At 35.0% G+C, this 14,569-nt stretch carries 11 protein-coding genes; 7 read left to right on the top strand and 4 right to left on the bottom strand.

The window, feature by feature from the left end; genetic code table 11:
• Positions 1 to 280 precede the first annotated feature (280 nt).
• Positions 281 to 1,786, bottom strand: a complete 1,506-nt coding sequence (locus NJT12_RS23935; RefSeq protein WP_271338628.1) for a rhamnogalacturonan acetylesterase — start codon at positions 1,784 to 1,786, stop codon at positions 281 to 283.
• Positions 1,787 to 2,443: 657 nt separating this feature from the next.
• Between NJT12_RS23935 and NJT12_RS23940 the strand changes: the two genes are divergently transcribed.
• From NJT12_RS23940 to NJT12_RS23965, 6 genes are all read left to right on the top strand, one after another.
• Positions 2,444 to 5,857 carry a DUF4450 domain-containing protein gene (locus NJT12_RS23940; RefSeq protein WP_271338629.1) on the top strand — a complete coding sequence of 1,138 codons (3,414 nt, stop codon included), beginning with the start codon at positions 2,444 to 2,446 and terminating at the stop codon, positions 5,855 to 5,857.
• A 131-nt stretch (positions 5,858 to 5,988) separates the two neighbouring features.
• The gene (locus tag NJT12_RS23945) at positions 5,989 to 8,121 is read left to right on the top strand and encodes a hypothetical protein (protein ID WP_271338630.1); all 2,133 of its coding nucleotides are present in this window, start codon (positions 5,989 to 5,991) and stop codon (positions 8,119 to 8,121) included.
• 275 nt (positions 8,122 to 8,396) lie between these two features.
• Positions 8,397 to 10,250 (top strand): rhamnogalacturonan lyase, encoded by a 1,854-nt coding sequence (locus tag NJT12_RS23950; protein WP_271338631.1) that lies wholly within the window; start codon positions 8,397 to 8,399, stop codon positions 10,248 to 10,250.
• Between the two features lie 211 nt (positions 10,251 to 10,461).
• Positions 10,462 to 10,923, top strand: coding sequence for a hypothetical protein (locus tag NJT12_RS23955; RefSeq protein ID WP_271338632.1), 462 nt, complete (start codon positions 10,462 to 10,464; stop codon positions 10,921 to 10,923).
• A gap of 15 nt (positions 10,924 to 10,938) precedes the next feature.
• Entirely contained in the window at positions 10,939 to 11,637 is a 699-nt protein-coding gene (locus NJT12_RS23960) for a hypothetical protein (protein WP_271338633.1), read from the top strand.
• A 6-nt stretch (positions 11,638 to 11,643) separates the two neighbouring features.
• Complete coding sequence (locus NJT12_RS23965; RefSeq protein ID WP_271338634.1) at positions 11,644 to 12,063, top strand: hypothetical protein; 420 nt, start codon at positions 11,644 to 11,646, stop codon at positions 12,061 to 12,063.
• On the opposite strand, the gene NJT12_RS23970 is transcribed toward NJT12_RS23965, so the two are convergent.
• Positions 12,049 to 12,348 carry a nucleotidyltransferase family protein gene (locus NJT12_RS23970; RefSeq protein ID WP_271338635.1) on the bottom strand — a complete coding sequence of 100 codons (300 nt, stop codon included), beginning with the start codon at positions 12,346 to 12,348 and terminating at the stop codon, positions 12,049 to 12,051. The genes NJT12_RS23965 and NJT12_RS23970 overlap by 15 nt on opposite strands.
• Positions 12,349 to 12,463: 115 nt before the next feature.
• Positions 12,464 to 12,757 carry a DUF6922 domain-containing protein gene (locus NJT12_RS23975; protein ID WP_271338636.1) on the bottom strand — a complete coding sequence of 98 codons (294 nt, stop codon included), beginning with the start codon at positions 12,755 to 12,757 and terminating at the stop codon, positions 12,464 to 12,466.
• A gap of 730 nt (positions 12,758 to 13,487) precedes the next feature.
• On the opposite strand from NJT12_RS23975, the gene NJT12_RS23980 reads away from it, so the two are divergent.
• On the top strand, positions 13,488 to 13,664 hold the full coding sequence (locus NJT12_RS23980; protein ID WP_271338637.1) for an SDR family oxidoreductase: 177 nt from the start codon (positions 13,488 to 13,490) through the stop codon (positions 13,662 to 13,664).
• An 800-nt stretch (positions 13,665 to 14,464) separates the two neighbouring features.
• Here the strand turns inward: NJT12_RS23980 and NJT12_RS23985 are convergent.
• Positions 14,465 to 14,569, bottom strand: a 105-nt coding sequence (locus NJT12_RS23985; RefSeq protein ID WP_271338638.1) for an ATP-binding protein, incomplete at its 5' end; no start/stop codon positions are given.

Here is a 14,569-nt window from a genome sequence, read left to right on the forward strand (position 1 = left end):
TATCTATCTTAAAATGTATCGTAAATTAAGAACCGCCTTGGTACGGATCCGTATGCCGGGTGGTGTGGAAGGTCGCCTAGGGAATTAATCCCTAGGCTCCTATCCGATTATGTCTAGCCTGAAAAAGTTGACTTTAATTTAGTCGATAAGTTTTGTAATTTAGTTGTTTTAATTAATTCAAGTTAATATTACTATGTTTAGACTTTGCTTCAGATCCCGATATGTCGGGACAGATTGAGGACAAATCATGATCGAAAAGGCTTAACTGAATTAATTGCGATTACTTTGGTAATTCAATATAATCTTTAAGACTGCATTCTTTTAGTTTTTTAATACTTTCTGCAACAGTTAACGCATTCAGGGTCGCACCTTCTAAACCGGTATGAGTGTGATCTTTTGGAAAAAAAGCTTTTACTTTATCTTTTCCTAAAGCCTCATATTTAAACGCAACAATCTCATTCAAGTCAATATAATAGACATTTTCTTTATCCGCGACTTCCTTCGACCATTTTCCGTAAGAATCATTTCTGCGTTCTACTTTATCGTTTGGCCATTCATTTCTTGGTGTCTGACTCAAAATAATCGGAATCGCTCCTTTTTCTTTCGCTTCACGAATAAACTTTGTCATATACCAGCCAAAAGTATGTACAATTTCTTTTGAGCCATCAGCAAGAATTACTTCCTGTGTTTCCGCTCCGGTACCTTTTAGAGAACCCCTTAATTTCTCTTTGTCAACAGCCCCGGCATCATTATGGCCAAACTCAATCAGGATAAAATTTCCGGGTTGCAATTGGTTTTTTACTTCGTCCCAAAGACCTTCATGATCAAAAGTTCTGGTACTTCGGCCGCCTCTGGCTTTATTAATGACCTCAATTCTTGTGGTATCGCAGTATGCAGGGAAGGAAACACCCCAACCTACAGCATTTTGGTCATTATTATTTGCCATTGTAGAATCGCCAATTAAGTACACTTTTTTCTTGGCAGGAAGTATAATTTTTGCATCTTTTAGAATATAATTCTTTAAAGAATTTTTACTCTCTTTTAGTTGATTGATAATTACTGAAGCCGAAAGTACGGCGCCTTTTGCTGATGTATGCGTGTGATCTTTTTTATAGAAATAAGTTCCGGTAATGTTATTTTCGCCCAACTTTTCCATTTCAATGGCCATTTTATCATTCAGATCGATAAAAGTTACCTTTTCATTATCAGCAATTTGTTTTGCCCATAATCCATAGGATTGGTTGTTACGGGGTACTTTACCATCCTTCCAGTCGTTTCTGGGAATCGGAGAACAAACAATCGGAATCGCTCCCTTTGATTTTGCTTCGCGAATAACTTTCTCAATATACCAGCCGTAACTGTGTACCGTTTCATGTTTTTTGGTCAGGATATTATCGATTTCCTGAGATTCCTTTCCAATACCTTTAATTGTTCCGCGTGCGCGAAGGCTATCATTTAAAGGGCCATCATCATTATGCCCAAACTGAATCACAACATAATCACCTTTTTTAAGTTTATTCAAAACAGCATTCCATAATCCTTTATCCTGAAAAGTACGGCTGCTTGTACCTCCCAAAGCATGATTTTCGATAGTTACTCTTGTAGTATCCAAAAATTGACCAATAAAATCTCCCCAACCCCAAAGTCCGCCCGAGCCATCGCCTTTACCATTTTTTACAGTCGAATCACCCACCATAAAAATAGTTGGTTTAGGATCTCGTTCTAATGTGAAGTTGAAAAAAAGAATACCTAATAAAAGGATTAAAAGAATTTTAATTGATTTCATGTAATATGATATTTATTTAAAAAGTAAACCCGTCTGCAATGTTCAGTAGGACATTTCATTTCAAAAGAACGCTTTGTCAGGCTGAGCGAAGTCGAAGCCCTTTCCGTGTAAAACGAGCGTTCGACTCCGCTCAGGATGACACTGGATGTAATAAGAGCACTTTGTCAGGCTGAGCGGAGTCGAAGCCCTTTCCGTGTTAACGAGCCTTCGACTTCGCTCAGGATGACACTGGATGTAATAAGAACGCTTTGTCAGGCTAAACGGAGGCGAAGACCTTTCCGTGCTAAACGAGCCTTCGACTTCGCTCAGGATGACACTGGATGTAATAAGAACGCTTTGTCAGGCTGAGCGGAGTCGAAGCCATTTTCAGGAAAACCTGAAACCTGAAACAACAAAACCTTATATTTCCATTCCCTTTTTTTAAAACATAGTTAATTTGATGTTATTTCAAAACTAGGAGTTCTGTTTTTATATAGTATCCTGTACTATGATGTTAAAATATTGAATATTGTAAATTTTTATATTGTAAAAATCAGGTAGGTACAGGATACTATACCACTAAAAAACAAAGAAATTGCATCTGCATTACAGAATTAATAAAATTAGACCGGAATAATTTTGTTATTCGAATTTAGGAATAATTCATTTTATAGTTTTATGAAAATTAAAAAGTACTCTATTCAAACTTTGGGCCTCTTATTCTTTTTTTGTTCTGTGGTATCTTTTGGGCAGGAAAATAAAGCGCCGCGTAAAATACATTATACACCTGAAGGAAATAGTTTTGTTCTAAAAAATGGAACCCGAAAATTCAATCGGGCCTTATACGGTTCGAATACAGGATTTAGGATTGAAACTGGTGATTTGCCTGAATTTGCCATGTATATGCCGGGCATGGGAGGTAATTTTAAGCTAGGCTTAATAAACGGAAAAGAAAGCAAATGGATAACTGAAGCTGCTAAAATTGATACGCGTTATATTTTAGGTACAATGCAGTATACGATTGAAGATGCAATTTTAGGAAACGGAAAGTTGTTTATAGAAGTTGTGGCATTAAAAGAAAGTGAAGGTTTCATTGTAAAAGCATATGGCGAAAATATTTCTAAAAATACCAATATCCTATGGGCTTTCGGAGGTGCAACGGGAAAAAAGTTCAGTCGTGACGGAGATATAGGCGCTGATCCCGAATCGGTTTTTTATTTGCAGCCGCAATATTGCATTAATAATAAATACACCATAAATAAACAATCCTTTTTGTTGGAGTATGGCTCTGAAAGTAACAAACAGAAAACCGGAAATAATAAAAAGGTTACCGGATTCTTTCCGGAATCACTTGTCCATTTAGCCAATGCAAAAATGCAAAAGAAGCCATTAGAACTTTTTGATTCAAATTTGGAAACATTGACACTTATTACAGGGAAAGTAAAATCGATTTCTCAAAACGGAGATTATTGGTTGTTTCTCACAGAAGATTCCAAAACAAATTACAATCAAAAAAGCATAGCACAACTTTATATAAAATCAATTGCGCAAACAAAAATTTTAGCGAATAGAGTTAAGGTTACGACTCCTGATCCTTATATCAATACTTTAGGATCTGCACTTTCAATCGCAGCTGACGCAATTTGGGAAAGTCCTGCTTACCTTCATGGAGCTATTGCCTGGAGAATGTATTTAAATGCCTGGCGAGGTGCTTATACAGCTGATCCTTTGGGTTGGCACGATCGGGCAAAAACACATTTTACAAGTTATAGTAATTCGCAGGTTACAAGCCCTGAAAGCGGCCCGATTGTACTGGATGAAGAAAGAAATCTGGCACGTCAGAAAGAAGAAATAGGAACTTCGATGTTCAGCAGCGGATATATCAGCAGAAGTCCAAATAAAAATAATGTTGCCCATCATTATGACATGAATTTGGTTTTTATAGATCAAATGCTACGGCATTTTAAATGGACGGGTGATACTTCTTTTATAAAAGAAATGTGGCCAACAATCCAACGGCATTTAAATTGGGAAAAAAGAAATTTTGACCCTGATGGCGACGGATTATACGATGCGTATGCATCGATTTGGGCAAGCGATGCTTTGCAATACAGCGGTGGCGGTGTGATTCATTCCTCAGCCTATAATTATTATGCCAATAAAACCGTAGCACAGATTGCAAAGAAAATTCAGGAAGATGATAATCCATTTACAAAAGAAGCAGACAAAATTCTAAAAGCCGCAAACAGCCAGCTTTGGATTGCTGATAAAGGGATTTTTGCAGAATATAAAGATGCATTAGGCAATAGATTATTGCACGATTCTCCCGGAGTCTGGAGTATTTATCATACGATAGATTCAGAATTATCAAATCCTTTTGAGAGTTATCAAATGTTAGATTATGTCAACAATCATATTCCGCATATACCAATTTCTGCTGAAGGATTAGATAAAAAAGATCTTTATGTAATTAGTACAACCAATTGGCAGCCTTATACATGGTCGACAAATAATGTGGCCTTAGCAGAACAATTGCATACTTCACTGGCATTCTGGCAAGGCGGACAATCTGAAAAAGCCTTTAAAATGTGGGAAAGTGCTTTGGTCGAAAGTATGTATTTAGGCGCTTCGCCCGGAGGATTTGAACAGTTGCTGTATCAGGATGCCATGCGTGGCGAATTGTACAGGGATTTTGCTGATCCCATTGGCGTGGCTTCACGAACCTTAGTCGAAGGACTTTTTGGAATTCAGCCCGATGCGTTGATCGGAGTTCTAACGATCCAGCCCGGTTTTCCTGAAAAGTGGAATCAGGCTTCTCTGGAAATTCCGGATATTACAATCGATTTTAAAAGAGAAAACAAAGAAGAAAAATACAGTATCAAAAATAAGTTTTCGGCTAAGATGAAACTGAAACTAGTTTTAAAATCGTCATTTGATGCTGTAGAAAGTATTGTTGTTAATGGAAAACCAGTTTCATGGAACCTTGTTCCGGAAAGCATCGGAAATCCAAAAATAAGTATCGAAATCCCATACAATGCTGTTTATGATATTAGAGTTAAATTGAAAGGAGAGGTTTTGGAAGAAGTTAAAACGAAAGAAATTCATGCATTAAATGAAATTATAGATTTGAAAACTTCTAAAGCCAAAATAATATCAGTTTATGACCCGCAATTAGTTTTAAGTGAAATTTCTAAAGCAGATCATTTGCTCAGGGCAAAAGTGAATTCAGTTGGAAATAAACTCTTTTTTATAGAATTAAAGCAAGGCGAATTATCGTGGTGGAAACCCATTGAAATAAATGTGAAATCTGAAACCCAATCTAGTGAAATAGCTACCAATTGGGATGTTCCGTTAGACAAATCAAAAAGGGCAGAAACAATTTCACTTGCATCATTTTTTAATTCAAAAGTGACTGATATTTTCAATTATGAATATCTGTCACCAAGACCAAAAACGGTGACATTACAACTCCCAAAACAAGGGATTGGAAATTGGTGTTATCCAAATATTTCAGTAAAAATAGATGATACAGGATTACGTGAAAAAGCAAAAGTAAACAATCAGATTACGATGCCAAACGGAATTCCGTTTCAAACACCTTCTGATGAAACTCAGAAAAATATCATCTTCACATCGATGTGGGATAATTTTCCGGAAAGCATCAATATTGCGTTAAACGGAAAAGCGTCACATGCGTATTTTATGCTCGCAGGAACAACAAACCCAATGCAAAGCCGAATAGTAAACGGAGAAATTACAGTAAACTATACTGATGGAACATCGAAAATTTTATTTCTGAGAAATCCTGAAAACTGGTGGCCAATCGAACAGGATTATTTTATTGATGGTTTGGCTTTTACGACTGATGCTCCAAGACCTCCCAGAATTTACTTTAAATCGGGAGAAATTTCAAGAGATTTTGCAGCTTTCAAAACCATTAAAGGATTCACAAGTTACGGAGTTGATGGTGGCGCAGGAACTATTTTAGATTTGCCACTAGATAAAAATAAAACATTAAAAAGCCTGACTTTAAGAACTGTTGCCAATGATGTTGTAATTGGCTTGATGAGTTTGACATTAGTGAGGGAATGATTTAATGATAATGAGAGTCAATTAGAAAATGAGTCAATGAGAAAATGTGAAACTCGGTGTCAAACTTTGTCAAATTTTAAACTTTGACAAAGTTATAGCAAACCTGAAACCTGAAACTAAATTTAATCAAAATGAAAAACTATCAATTAATTACAGCATTTCTCTTTTCGATATCAATTTCGCTTTCAGCGCAAAAGATTGATCGAAAAGCATTAGTAAATCGGCATAATGTTCAAATTACAGCTATCGACACTTTGGCTTCGCTGACTGTAGGAAATGGCGCTTTTGCTTTCACGGTTGATGCTACAGGATTGCAGACTTTTCCTAAAAAATATGAAAACGGAATTCCGTTAGGAACTCAGTCGGAATGGGGTTGGGACAGTTATAAAAACACCAATAATTATAAATTCTCAGAAACGCTAAGAGATTACAAACAGTATGGAAGAGATATTTCATATACCGTTCAAATAAAAGAACCAAAGCGAAAAGTCGAAGCAGTAAATTGGTTTCGTCAGAATCCGCATTTATTGCAATTAGGGAATCTAGGTTTTGAAATCACAAAGAAAGACGGAACTATTGCAAAACCTGAGGACATCAAAGGGATTGCTCAAAAGTTAAATCTCTGGACAGGAGAAATCGAAAGTTATTTTGAAGTAGAAGGAATTCCTGTTACAGTTTTGACGGTTTCGCATCAGGAAAAAGATGCAATTGGTGTAAAAGTAAAGTCAGATTTATTGGCACAAAAGCGTTTGAAGATCAGTTTAAGAATTCCGTTTCCAACAGGAGATTGGGCAGATATGGGAACAAAGTGGGAAGGGAAACAAGAATATAAAAGTACATTAGTCGAAAAGTCAAAAACAGAGGCTGTTGTAACACATGTTATGGACAGTATTTCATACAACGTCAATTTAAGCTGGAAAGGAAATGCGCAGATTAAAAAGACTTCTGATCATTATTTTGTAGTCGAAGCATCCAGTACAAACACATTAGAATTAAGCTGTCTTTTTGCTTTAGTAGATAAAAAGTCAGCAGGAAATTCTTCTTTTACAGATATTCAAAATAGCAGTATAAAAGGCTGGGAGCAATTCTGGAAAAGTGGTGCCGCAGTAGATTTTTCAGGAAGTACTGATCCCCGTGCAAAAGAATTAGAGCGAAGAGTTATCCTGTCGCAATATCTTACCAAAGTGCAATGTACGGGAAAAGTTCCGCCGCAAGAAACAGGTTTAACCTATAACAGTTGGTACGGAAAACCGCATCTGGAAATGCATTGGTGGCACGGTGTTCATTTTGCCCTTTGGAACCGACCTGAATTATTAGAAAAAAGCCTTCCGTGGTATCAGAAAGTTTTTGATAAAGCTAAAAATATAGCCAAAAGACAAGGTTTTGAAGGCGCAAGGTGGCAAAAAATGGTAGATCCAGACGGGAATGAAAGTCCGTCTTCAGTCGGTTCTTTTTTGATTTGGCAGCAACCGCATTTCATCACTTATGCTGAATTAATCTATCGTGCAAAACCAACAACAGCTACTTTAAATTTATATAGTGAGCGTGTTTTTGAAACCGCTAATTTCATGGCTTCGTTTGCGAATTACGATGCAAAAAATGATCGTTATGTTTTAGGACCGGGAGTAATTCCGGCGCAGGAACGTTTTAAAACGATGGAAACTTTCAATCCTACCTATGAATTAGCATATTGGAACTGGGCGCTGAAAACAGCAATCGCCTGGAAGAAAAAATTAAATCAAGAAGTACCTGAAAAGTGGGAAAGAGTCCTGGTAAAACTTGCTCCGTTGCCAATTGCAGATCAGGTTTATCTGGCAACAGAAAGCGCAAAGGATTCTTATACTAATCCGGAATTCAAAACAGATCATCCATCGGTTTTGGGAACTTTTGGAATGCTTCCTGAAACTTCGCTTTTAGATAAAAAGATCATGAAAAACACTTTTGATCTGGTTTGGAAAACATGGTCCTGGGATAAAACCTGGGGATGGGATTTCCCGATGACAGCAATGTCTGCAGCACGTTTGCAGATGCCAGAAAAAGCGATTGATGCCTTGTTTATGAATATAACAACAAATACGTATTTGAAAAACGGACATAATTATCAGTCAGAAAGATTAACGCTTTATCTTCCAGGAAATGGAGGATTGTTAAGTGCCGTTGCGATGATGTGTGCCGGTTGGGATGGAAGCACAGAGCAAAATCCGGGTTTCCCAAAAGATGGAACCTGGAGAGTACAAAGTGAAGGATTTAAAAAGATGTTTTGATTTTTTAAAGGTTCTAAGTTACTAAGATTCTGAGTTGCTAAGTTTTTAGTTTTGTCATTTCGGAAAGAGAGATCACAATCGTAACTCGACAAATTTTGGTAAGATTCTGTACGGAATTTCTTGTGTGATTTCTTATTCTTGGAAATGAACAATTCAGTATTAAAATATAAAACTTTGTGACTTCGAGACTTTTCACGAGATTAAAAAAATCAGTTTAAATCAGCCAAAACCCGTATAATCCGTGTGCCATGACAATCCATTAAAAAACAACAACTATGAAAAATAAAATTTTACTATTATTTCTCTTATCAACTTTACATTCATTCGCTCAAAGGCAAATGGAAACCTTAGACAGGGGGGTAATAGCCATAAAAGACAAAGGACAGTTTTTTATTGGTTGGCGGGTTTTAGGAACAGATCCTGATGATCTGGCGTTTAATTTATATCGAAAAAGCGGTACTAAAAAAGCAGTTAAATTAAACGATAAACCTATTTTGGGAGCGACCAATTTTGTAGATACCAAGGCCAATAGTCAGGAAGAGAATACCTGGTTTGTAAAAAAAGTCTTAAAGGGCAAAGAAACCGATGAAAAAGGAAGTTTTACAATTCCTGCACAAAGTCCCGATAAAGATTATCTGGCGATACAACTAAAACCAGTTGAAGGATATATCCCAAATGATCTTTCGGTGGGTGATTTAGACGGAGACGGACGATATGATCTGATTGTTCATATGACCGGAAAGGCACACGATAACTCGCATACAGGAATCACGGATCCTCCCATATTTCAGGCGTATACCTTAGATGGAAAATTTTTATGGCAGATTAATCTAGGAAAAAATATTCGTGAAGGAGCACATTATACCCAGTTTATGGTCTATGATTTAGATGGTGACGGTATTTCGGAATTTGTATGTAAAACGGCTGACGGAACGACGGATAGCCAGAATAATGTAGTGGGAGATGCCTCGAAAGACTGGGTAGAACGAGATCCAAATTCTCCGGTTTTCGGCAAAATTTTAAAAGGACCGGAATATCTTTCGGTTTTTAACGGAAGAACCGGAAAACTAATTACCACTACTGATTATATTCCTGAACGTGGTGATCTTGCAGGTTGGGGCGGACACGGCGGCAGCGGCGGAAATGATACCAAAGGCAACAGGATTGATCGTTTTACAGCTTGTATTGCATATTTAGATGGCGTTCATCCAAGTGTTGTCATGTGCAGAGGGTATTACGGAAGAACGGTTTTGGCTGCCTGGGATTTTAAAAATGGCAAACTCACTTCGAGATGGATTTTTGATAGTAAAGACGCCGAAAATCCGTACTCAGGAATGGGAAATCATGGACTTGCAGTTGCTGATGTTGATAATGACGGAAAAGACGAAATTATCTACGGATCGATGTGTATCGATGATGACGGAAAAGGATTGTATACAACAGGTTTCAGACACGGAGATGCATTGCATGTTTCAGATCTTGATCTTGATGTTCCGGGTTTGGAAGTCTTTGGAATCCATGAAATAGAAAACGGAACAAAAGGTCCGGGTGTAACATTATTTTCTGCTGCCGATGGAAAAGTTTTGTTTACCGGTTCACTTAATGAAGATGTTGGTCGTGGTGTTGCAGATAATATAGATCCAACCAGAAAAGGAGCACAATGCTGGTGGTCAGGATCGCCTTATTTGCACGATATGAAAGGCAACGAAATAGGAAAAGCCCCAACTTCGAATAATTTTTTAATTTATTGGGATGGAGATTCTTCGAGAGAACTCCTGAATTCTAATTATATCGATAAATATAATGTTGGCAGATTGTTTACCGCAACCGGAGCAGCATCTAATAATGGCACAAAATCTACACCGGCACTTTCTGCAGATATTCTGGGAGACTGGCGCGAAGAATTAATTTTAAGATCGGAGGATAATACTGAATTAAGGATTTATTCAACTACAATCCCTACAGAAATCAGGCAATACACGCTGATGCATGATCCGCAGTATAGATTAAGTGTTGCCTGGCAGAATGTAGGTTATAATCAGCCGCCACATACTGGTTTTTATATGGGTGCGGGCATGAAACCTGCACCAAAACCTAATATTGTGTTGGTTCCCTTACCTGTTAATTAAACCGAGAAGTTGTTTATTATGGACTTTTTTATGAGGTTTGATTAAAGTTAAAATATAATTTTAATAAGATTGATTGTAATAAAAATTTGAATATATTTGAAAAAAAATGTTAAATAAGTTGTACTTGTTTCTTCTTTTTGGAAGTTTTCTAAAGCTATTTTGTATTTAAATAACTCTAAATAAAAGAAAAATTACTGAACAATCGAAAATTATGACATACACTAAAAAGTTTTTCTTTACCGTAATTACTGCTTTTTGCTTCTGTAATTTGGCTACAGCCAAAGCAAAAATTCCATTTGGGAAAATAGATAAAATAGAAGTCGTATCAGATTTGCCGGACACAGAAGAATACCTTTCAAAAGAAGAATCAAATGTACATTTAGATCTTGGCAGATTACATCAGGAATACAATATTGCATGGGTACCTGTGTGGATTACCGAGCAGCCAAAACTGGTCTTATTTAAAAAAGACTCAGACAGATATTATGAACTGTCTAATGAACAGCTTGAAAAAGTAATTGCAGAAAATAAATTAAACAAAGAAGAACTGCTTAAACTTGGATTTTATACGCAATACGGCGGAAAAATAATCCTCTTTTTAGTTTTATGTTTAATGATTTATGGCCTTTTGGGTAAAGACAAAAAGAAAGATGTGAAACCAATAAACCTTTAAATAATAATAAAAACTATGAATCCATTATTTTTCATTCCCATTGTATTAGTAATTGCAGGTATCATTTTTATGGTATATATGAACAAAAAGCATCAATCTGCAAAAGCCGAAATTGACTTAGATTTAGAAAGAACAAAATATGATCTTTATAAGGAGCAAGTTTTAAAAGATGATTTCCCACAATTGAAACAATGGATGAAAGGCAAATCAGTAGACGCGTATACCTCTGCATCTGTTCCTCAGTCTAAAGGAAGCAAAGTTCAGGAAATTGTAACTGACGGAATAAAAAATGTAGCATTATCTGCTGTAGGATTAAAACTTCAACGAATCGAAACCGTATGTTTTTGGGTTTTGAGCGGTAACGATCTACATTTTTTCAGTACTGATTTTGTTGGAGAATTAGAGGAACATATTGTTTTTGATAATTTCCGAATTGAAGAAGCAAAACTTGAATACGGAGGGATTTTAAAATCACAATTAGGAGTATATTCAAAAGCTTCTGAAGAATATTTGCCAAAAACACATATTATCACATTCAATATAGATGGTAATCCCCTGTCAATTGAAATTCACGACAGATTACACTACGTTCCGGACCCGACAGACATCTTAAATTTAAACAAGCAATTATTAACAAGAGCAAAATATCAGGTAGTAGGAGAAAATTTTGTAAAAGAATTGCAAAAGAAGTTTTCAAATCTGCAGGTATCATAAAAGTTTATGAACTTATTTTCAAAGATTTTTAATGCGTTTAAAAGCATAAGATTAAACGATAAAAATGCAGTAAATGGTGAGCAATTAGACTATTTGTTAATTAGTTCAATGTATGCTGAGCAGCAATCAGCCTATCTTAATTCTTATGAAACCGGTCTAGGCAAATCGACGCTAAAAACGATTTTAGAAGATTATTGGAATGTATTTGATAAGAATGACGCAATGGAAATACTGTTGGATTTGCAAAACAGTTCGGTTAATTGCTTGACCAATAATTTCAAGATTTCTTTCAACAGCTCTTTTGGCATTGTGTTATTTTTATATTTAAAAAAATCTTTTTCTTCGTTATGGAAGAATTCATTTATTTCATCAATGGACATTTTTATATCAAATAACCATTTGAGAGTTCTTTCATCCATAAATTAGTTCTTTTGAATTGTCAATTGATTTAATCAAGACTGGATTTTTTAAAGTCTGTTCTTCCAGAAAATCTACCTCACGACCAAACAAAGATTCGAGTTTTTCTTTGAAATTTATATAATTGTCAAAATTGAGTGATAGTTCAATTGGTTTGAATTTAACTAGTAAATCGACATCACTTTTGTCATTAAAATTAGAATTTACTGCAGAACCAAATAGATACATTTTCTCCACATTGTATATTGTGCAAAGCTTTTTTAAGTTATCTATATTCTTGTCAATTTTTCCCATATCACAATTTAGGCAAAATCTTTTATACTCTGGATATGCTCTGGTTCCTTTCTTTTGAATAAATCCTTAAATTGTTTAATAGTTCGGGAGATACAGCATTCATTTATCAAAAATATTATATTGGCAGGACAAAACGCTGAAAAGGCTTCACGTGATATCGATTAGCAACCCTCAGACATACTTTATTACTTATATTTTCTTTTGTCTGTTTTAGATATTTTACAATATCAGAAGAAGAATATAGTCTTTCCAGAAGCTGAATATCTGCTTGAAAAGTTTCGGTAGTAGTAGCATACAGAGCCCTTGGAATTATAATAGCTTTATCATTGTCAACATCAAGCTTATTATAATCCATATCCCAAAATAAATATTTAGGAAACAAGCCTACTATTTTGACTTTTGGTTTCATTACACAAATATACAACGATTGTATTATATTTAATATGCTCTTTGTTTCTTCTTATTTTTAACACTTTAAAAATCAGCGTCATTAAACATTATAGGTAAGAGCAACATTCTAAGAATTCTTGAACTTTCTGTTCCTCTTTATCTAACTGTATTATAAGTATATTCACTTATCATTTTTTGGAAATCTGAAAATTATCAATTAATCATTTTCCCCTTTCAATATTTTTAAATCATTCACAAAACGGTTCGAGAATTGTCCTACGTTAGGGCTACTACTTTAAAGTAAAAGCCTGAGAAATCTAGATTTCTCAGGCTTTTTTGTGATTCTAAAATTTTGTTTAATTTTAAAAAGAACGAACACTAGGAATGTTTTCAAGGAAAATTGATTCGAATCCCGTTTAGTTCTTTTCGAGCCTGATTTTGCACGTAACGTCCCGGTACTGAAGTGGTTTTCGAACTAAATTGATCCCATTATTCGGATTTGCCAAATCTTCCAAATACAAAACCAATTTCAAACTAAGCCCAATACCCAATTGCTTGTAGCGTGTTTTTGACGCATGGGGGAATATTATTAAAGTACAAGATGGAGCGGGAAATACTCTTCAAGGTTTAATAATACTAGATAGAGGCTATACAGGACATGAGCATTTACAGAATGTTGGAATCATTAATATGAATGGGAGAATATAAGTCCTGGTACATTTCAAACTGAATTACTTTCAAAAATTGGTTTGGACGAAAATACTCTTTCGGCAATAAGAACATCACAAATTGCTGAGAATCCAATATCAAAATTGGGGGATTCAAATGACATAGCTAAAATGGTAGTTTATTTGTCAGGTGATTCAGCTAGTTTTATTACCGGATCGGACTTTGTAATAGACGGCGGAAAAACAATTAAAGTCTAATTTTTTGATTTTTAATAGCCTATTTTTATATGTGTTGCAGTTAATAATATCTGTAGCACATATAAATTCAAATTGATAAAAGTTATAAAGTATTCATTTATGATTTGTTTCGAACAATAAATAAAATTAAAAACTACACAATGATTTCAAGCCAAAACTTATAGAGCTGGAAAATTATTTATATTATATTGTAAAATATAAATATTGACCTTGTTTAAATTTTAAACAGTTTCAGTTTCTTTTTAAGCTTTAAAAGAATCCATATAAAAATAGGATCAATTTTAGTTTTTAGAAAATATTTTAGTTCTAAATAGTAGTTTTAAACTGTTTTACAGGCAGGGTAACAATAAACTCAGCTCCATTGTCTTTCTCTCCAATGGCTCTAGGGTTGTGTTGTGAATTGCTTTCAAAATTGTATTTTTACTTATAATTCCCAACTAAAAAAGTCGGATTCTTCATCAGTAGTAAGAGGCATAATACGAACACCTGAATTTATTATTGATTACGTCTCATCATTATTTTCTGCTTCGTGTATATATGCCCAACGAATAGAAGTTGTTCCTAAGCCTAATCCTAATATTTTTTTCTTCTCTAAAATTTTTTTTCTAAAATTAAGTAAAATATAATTAATTGATTTAAAGAAAACGATAATTAAGAAATAGGAATTTGCTGTATTATTGCAATACAATTTTGAAGCAATTCACAATAAGTGGGTATTTCGGTCGGACCGTGCCACCCATTTCGGTTGAAATGGTGCCACTTTGAAAGAGATTACAATAATACAAAAAAGTTTGTTCAGTTTAAAAATTTGCTTTTCTCATAGACTCGCCTTGCAGATTTATTCTATGAGAAGAATTTACAATACGATCTAGGACTGCGTCAGCAATTGTCGAGTTCCCAATTAT

Origin of the sequence: Flavobacterium azizsancarii (assembly GCF_027980145.1) — a bacterium.
GTDB classification, from domain to species: Bacteria; Bacteroidota; Bacteroidia; order Flavobacteriales; family Flavobacteriaceae; genus Flavobacterium; species Flavobacterium azizsancarii.

Bases quoted from the DNA above. Each gene is read 5' to 3' on its own strand.
- NJT12_RS23935 (WP_271338628.1), bottom strand. From the start codon at position 1,786: ATGAAATCAATTAAAATTCTTTTAATCCTTTTATTAGGTATTCTTTTT.
- NJT12_RS23940 (WP_271338629.1), top strand. From the start codon at position 2,444: ATGAAAATTAAAAAGTACTCTATTCAAACTTTGGGCCTCTTATTCTTT.
- NJT12_RS23945 (WP_271338630.1), top strand. From the start codon at position 5,989: ATGAAAAACTATCAATTAATTACAGCATTTCTCTTTTCGATATCAATT.
- NJT12_RS23950 (WP_271338631.1), top strand. From the start codon at position 8,397: ATGAAAAATAAAATTTTACTATTATTTCTCTTATCAACTTTACATTCA.
- NJT12_RS23955 (WP_271338632.1), top strand. From the start codon at position 10,462: ATGACATACACTAAAAAGTTTTTCTTTACCGTAATTACTGCTTTTTGC.
- NJT12_RS23960 (WP_271338633.1), top strand. From the start codon at position 10,939: ATGAATCCATTATTTTTCATTCCCATTGTATTAGTAATTGCAGGTATC.
- NJT12_RS23965 (WP_271338634.1), top strand. From the start codon at position 11,644: ATGAACTTATTTTCAAAGATTTTTAATGCGTTTAAAAGCATAAGATTA.
- NJT12_RS23970 (WP_271338635.1), bottom strand. From the start codon at position 12,348: ATGGGAAAAATTGACAAGAATATAGATAACTTAAAAAAGCTTTGCACA.
- NJT12_RS23975 (WP_271338636.1), bottom strand. From the start codon at position 12,757: ATGAAACCAAAAGTCAAAATAGTAGGCTTGTTTCCTAAATATTTATTT.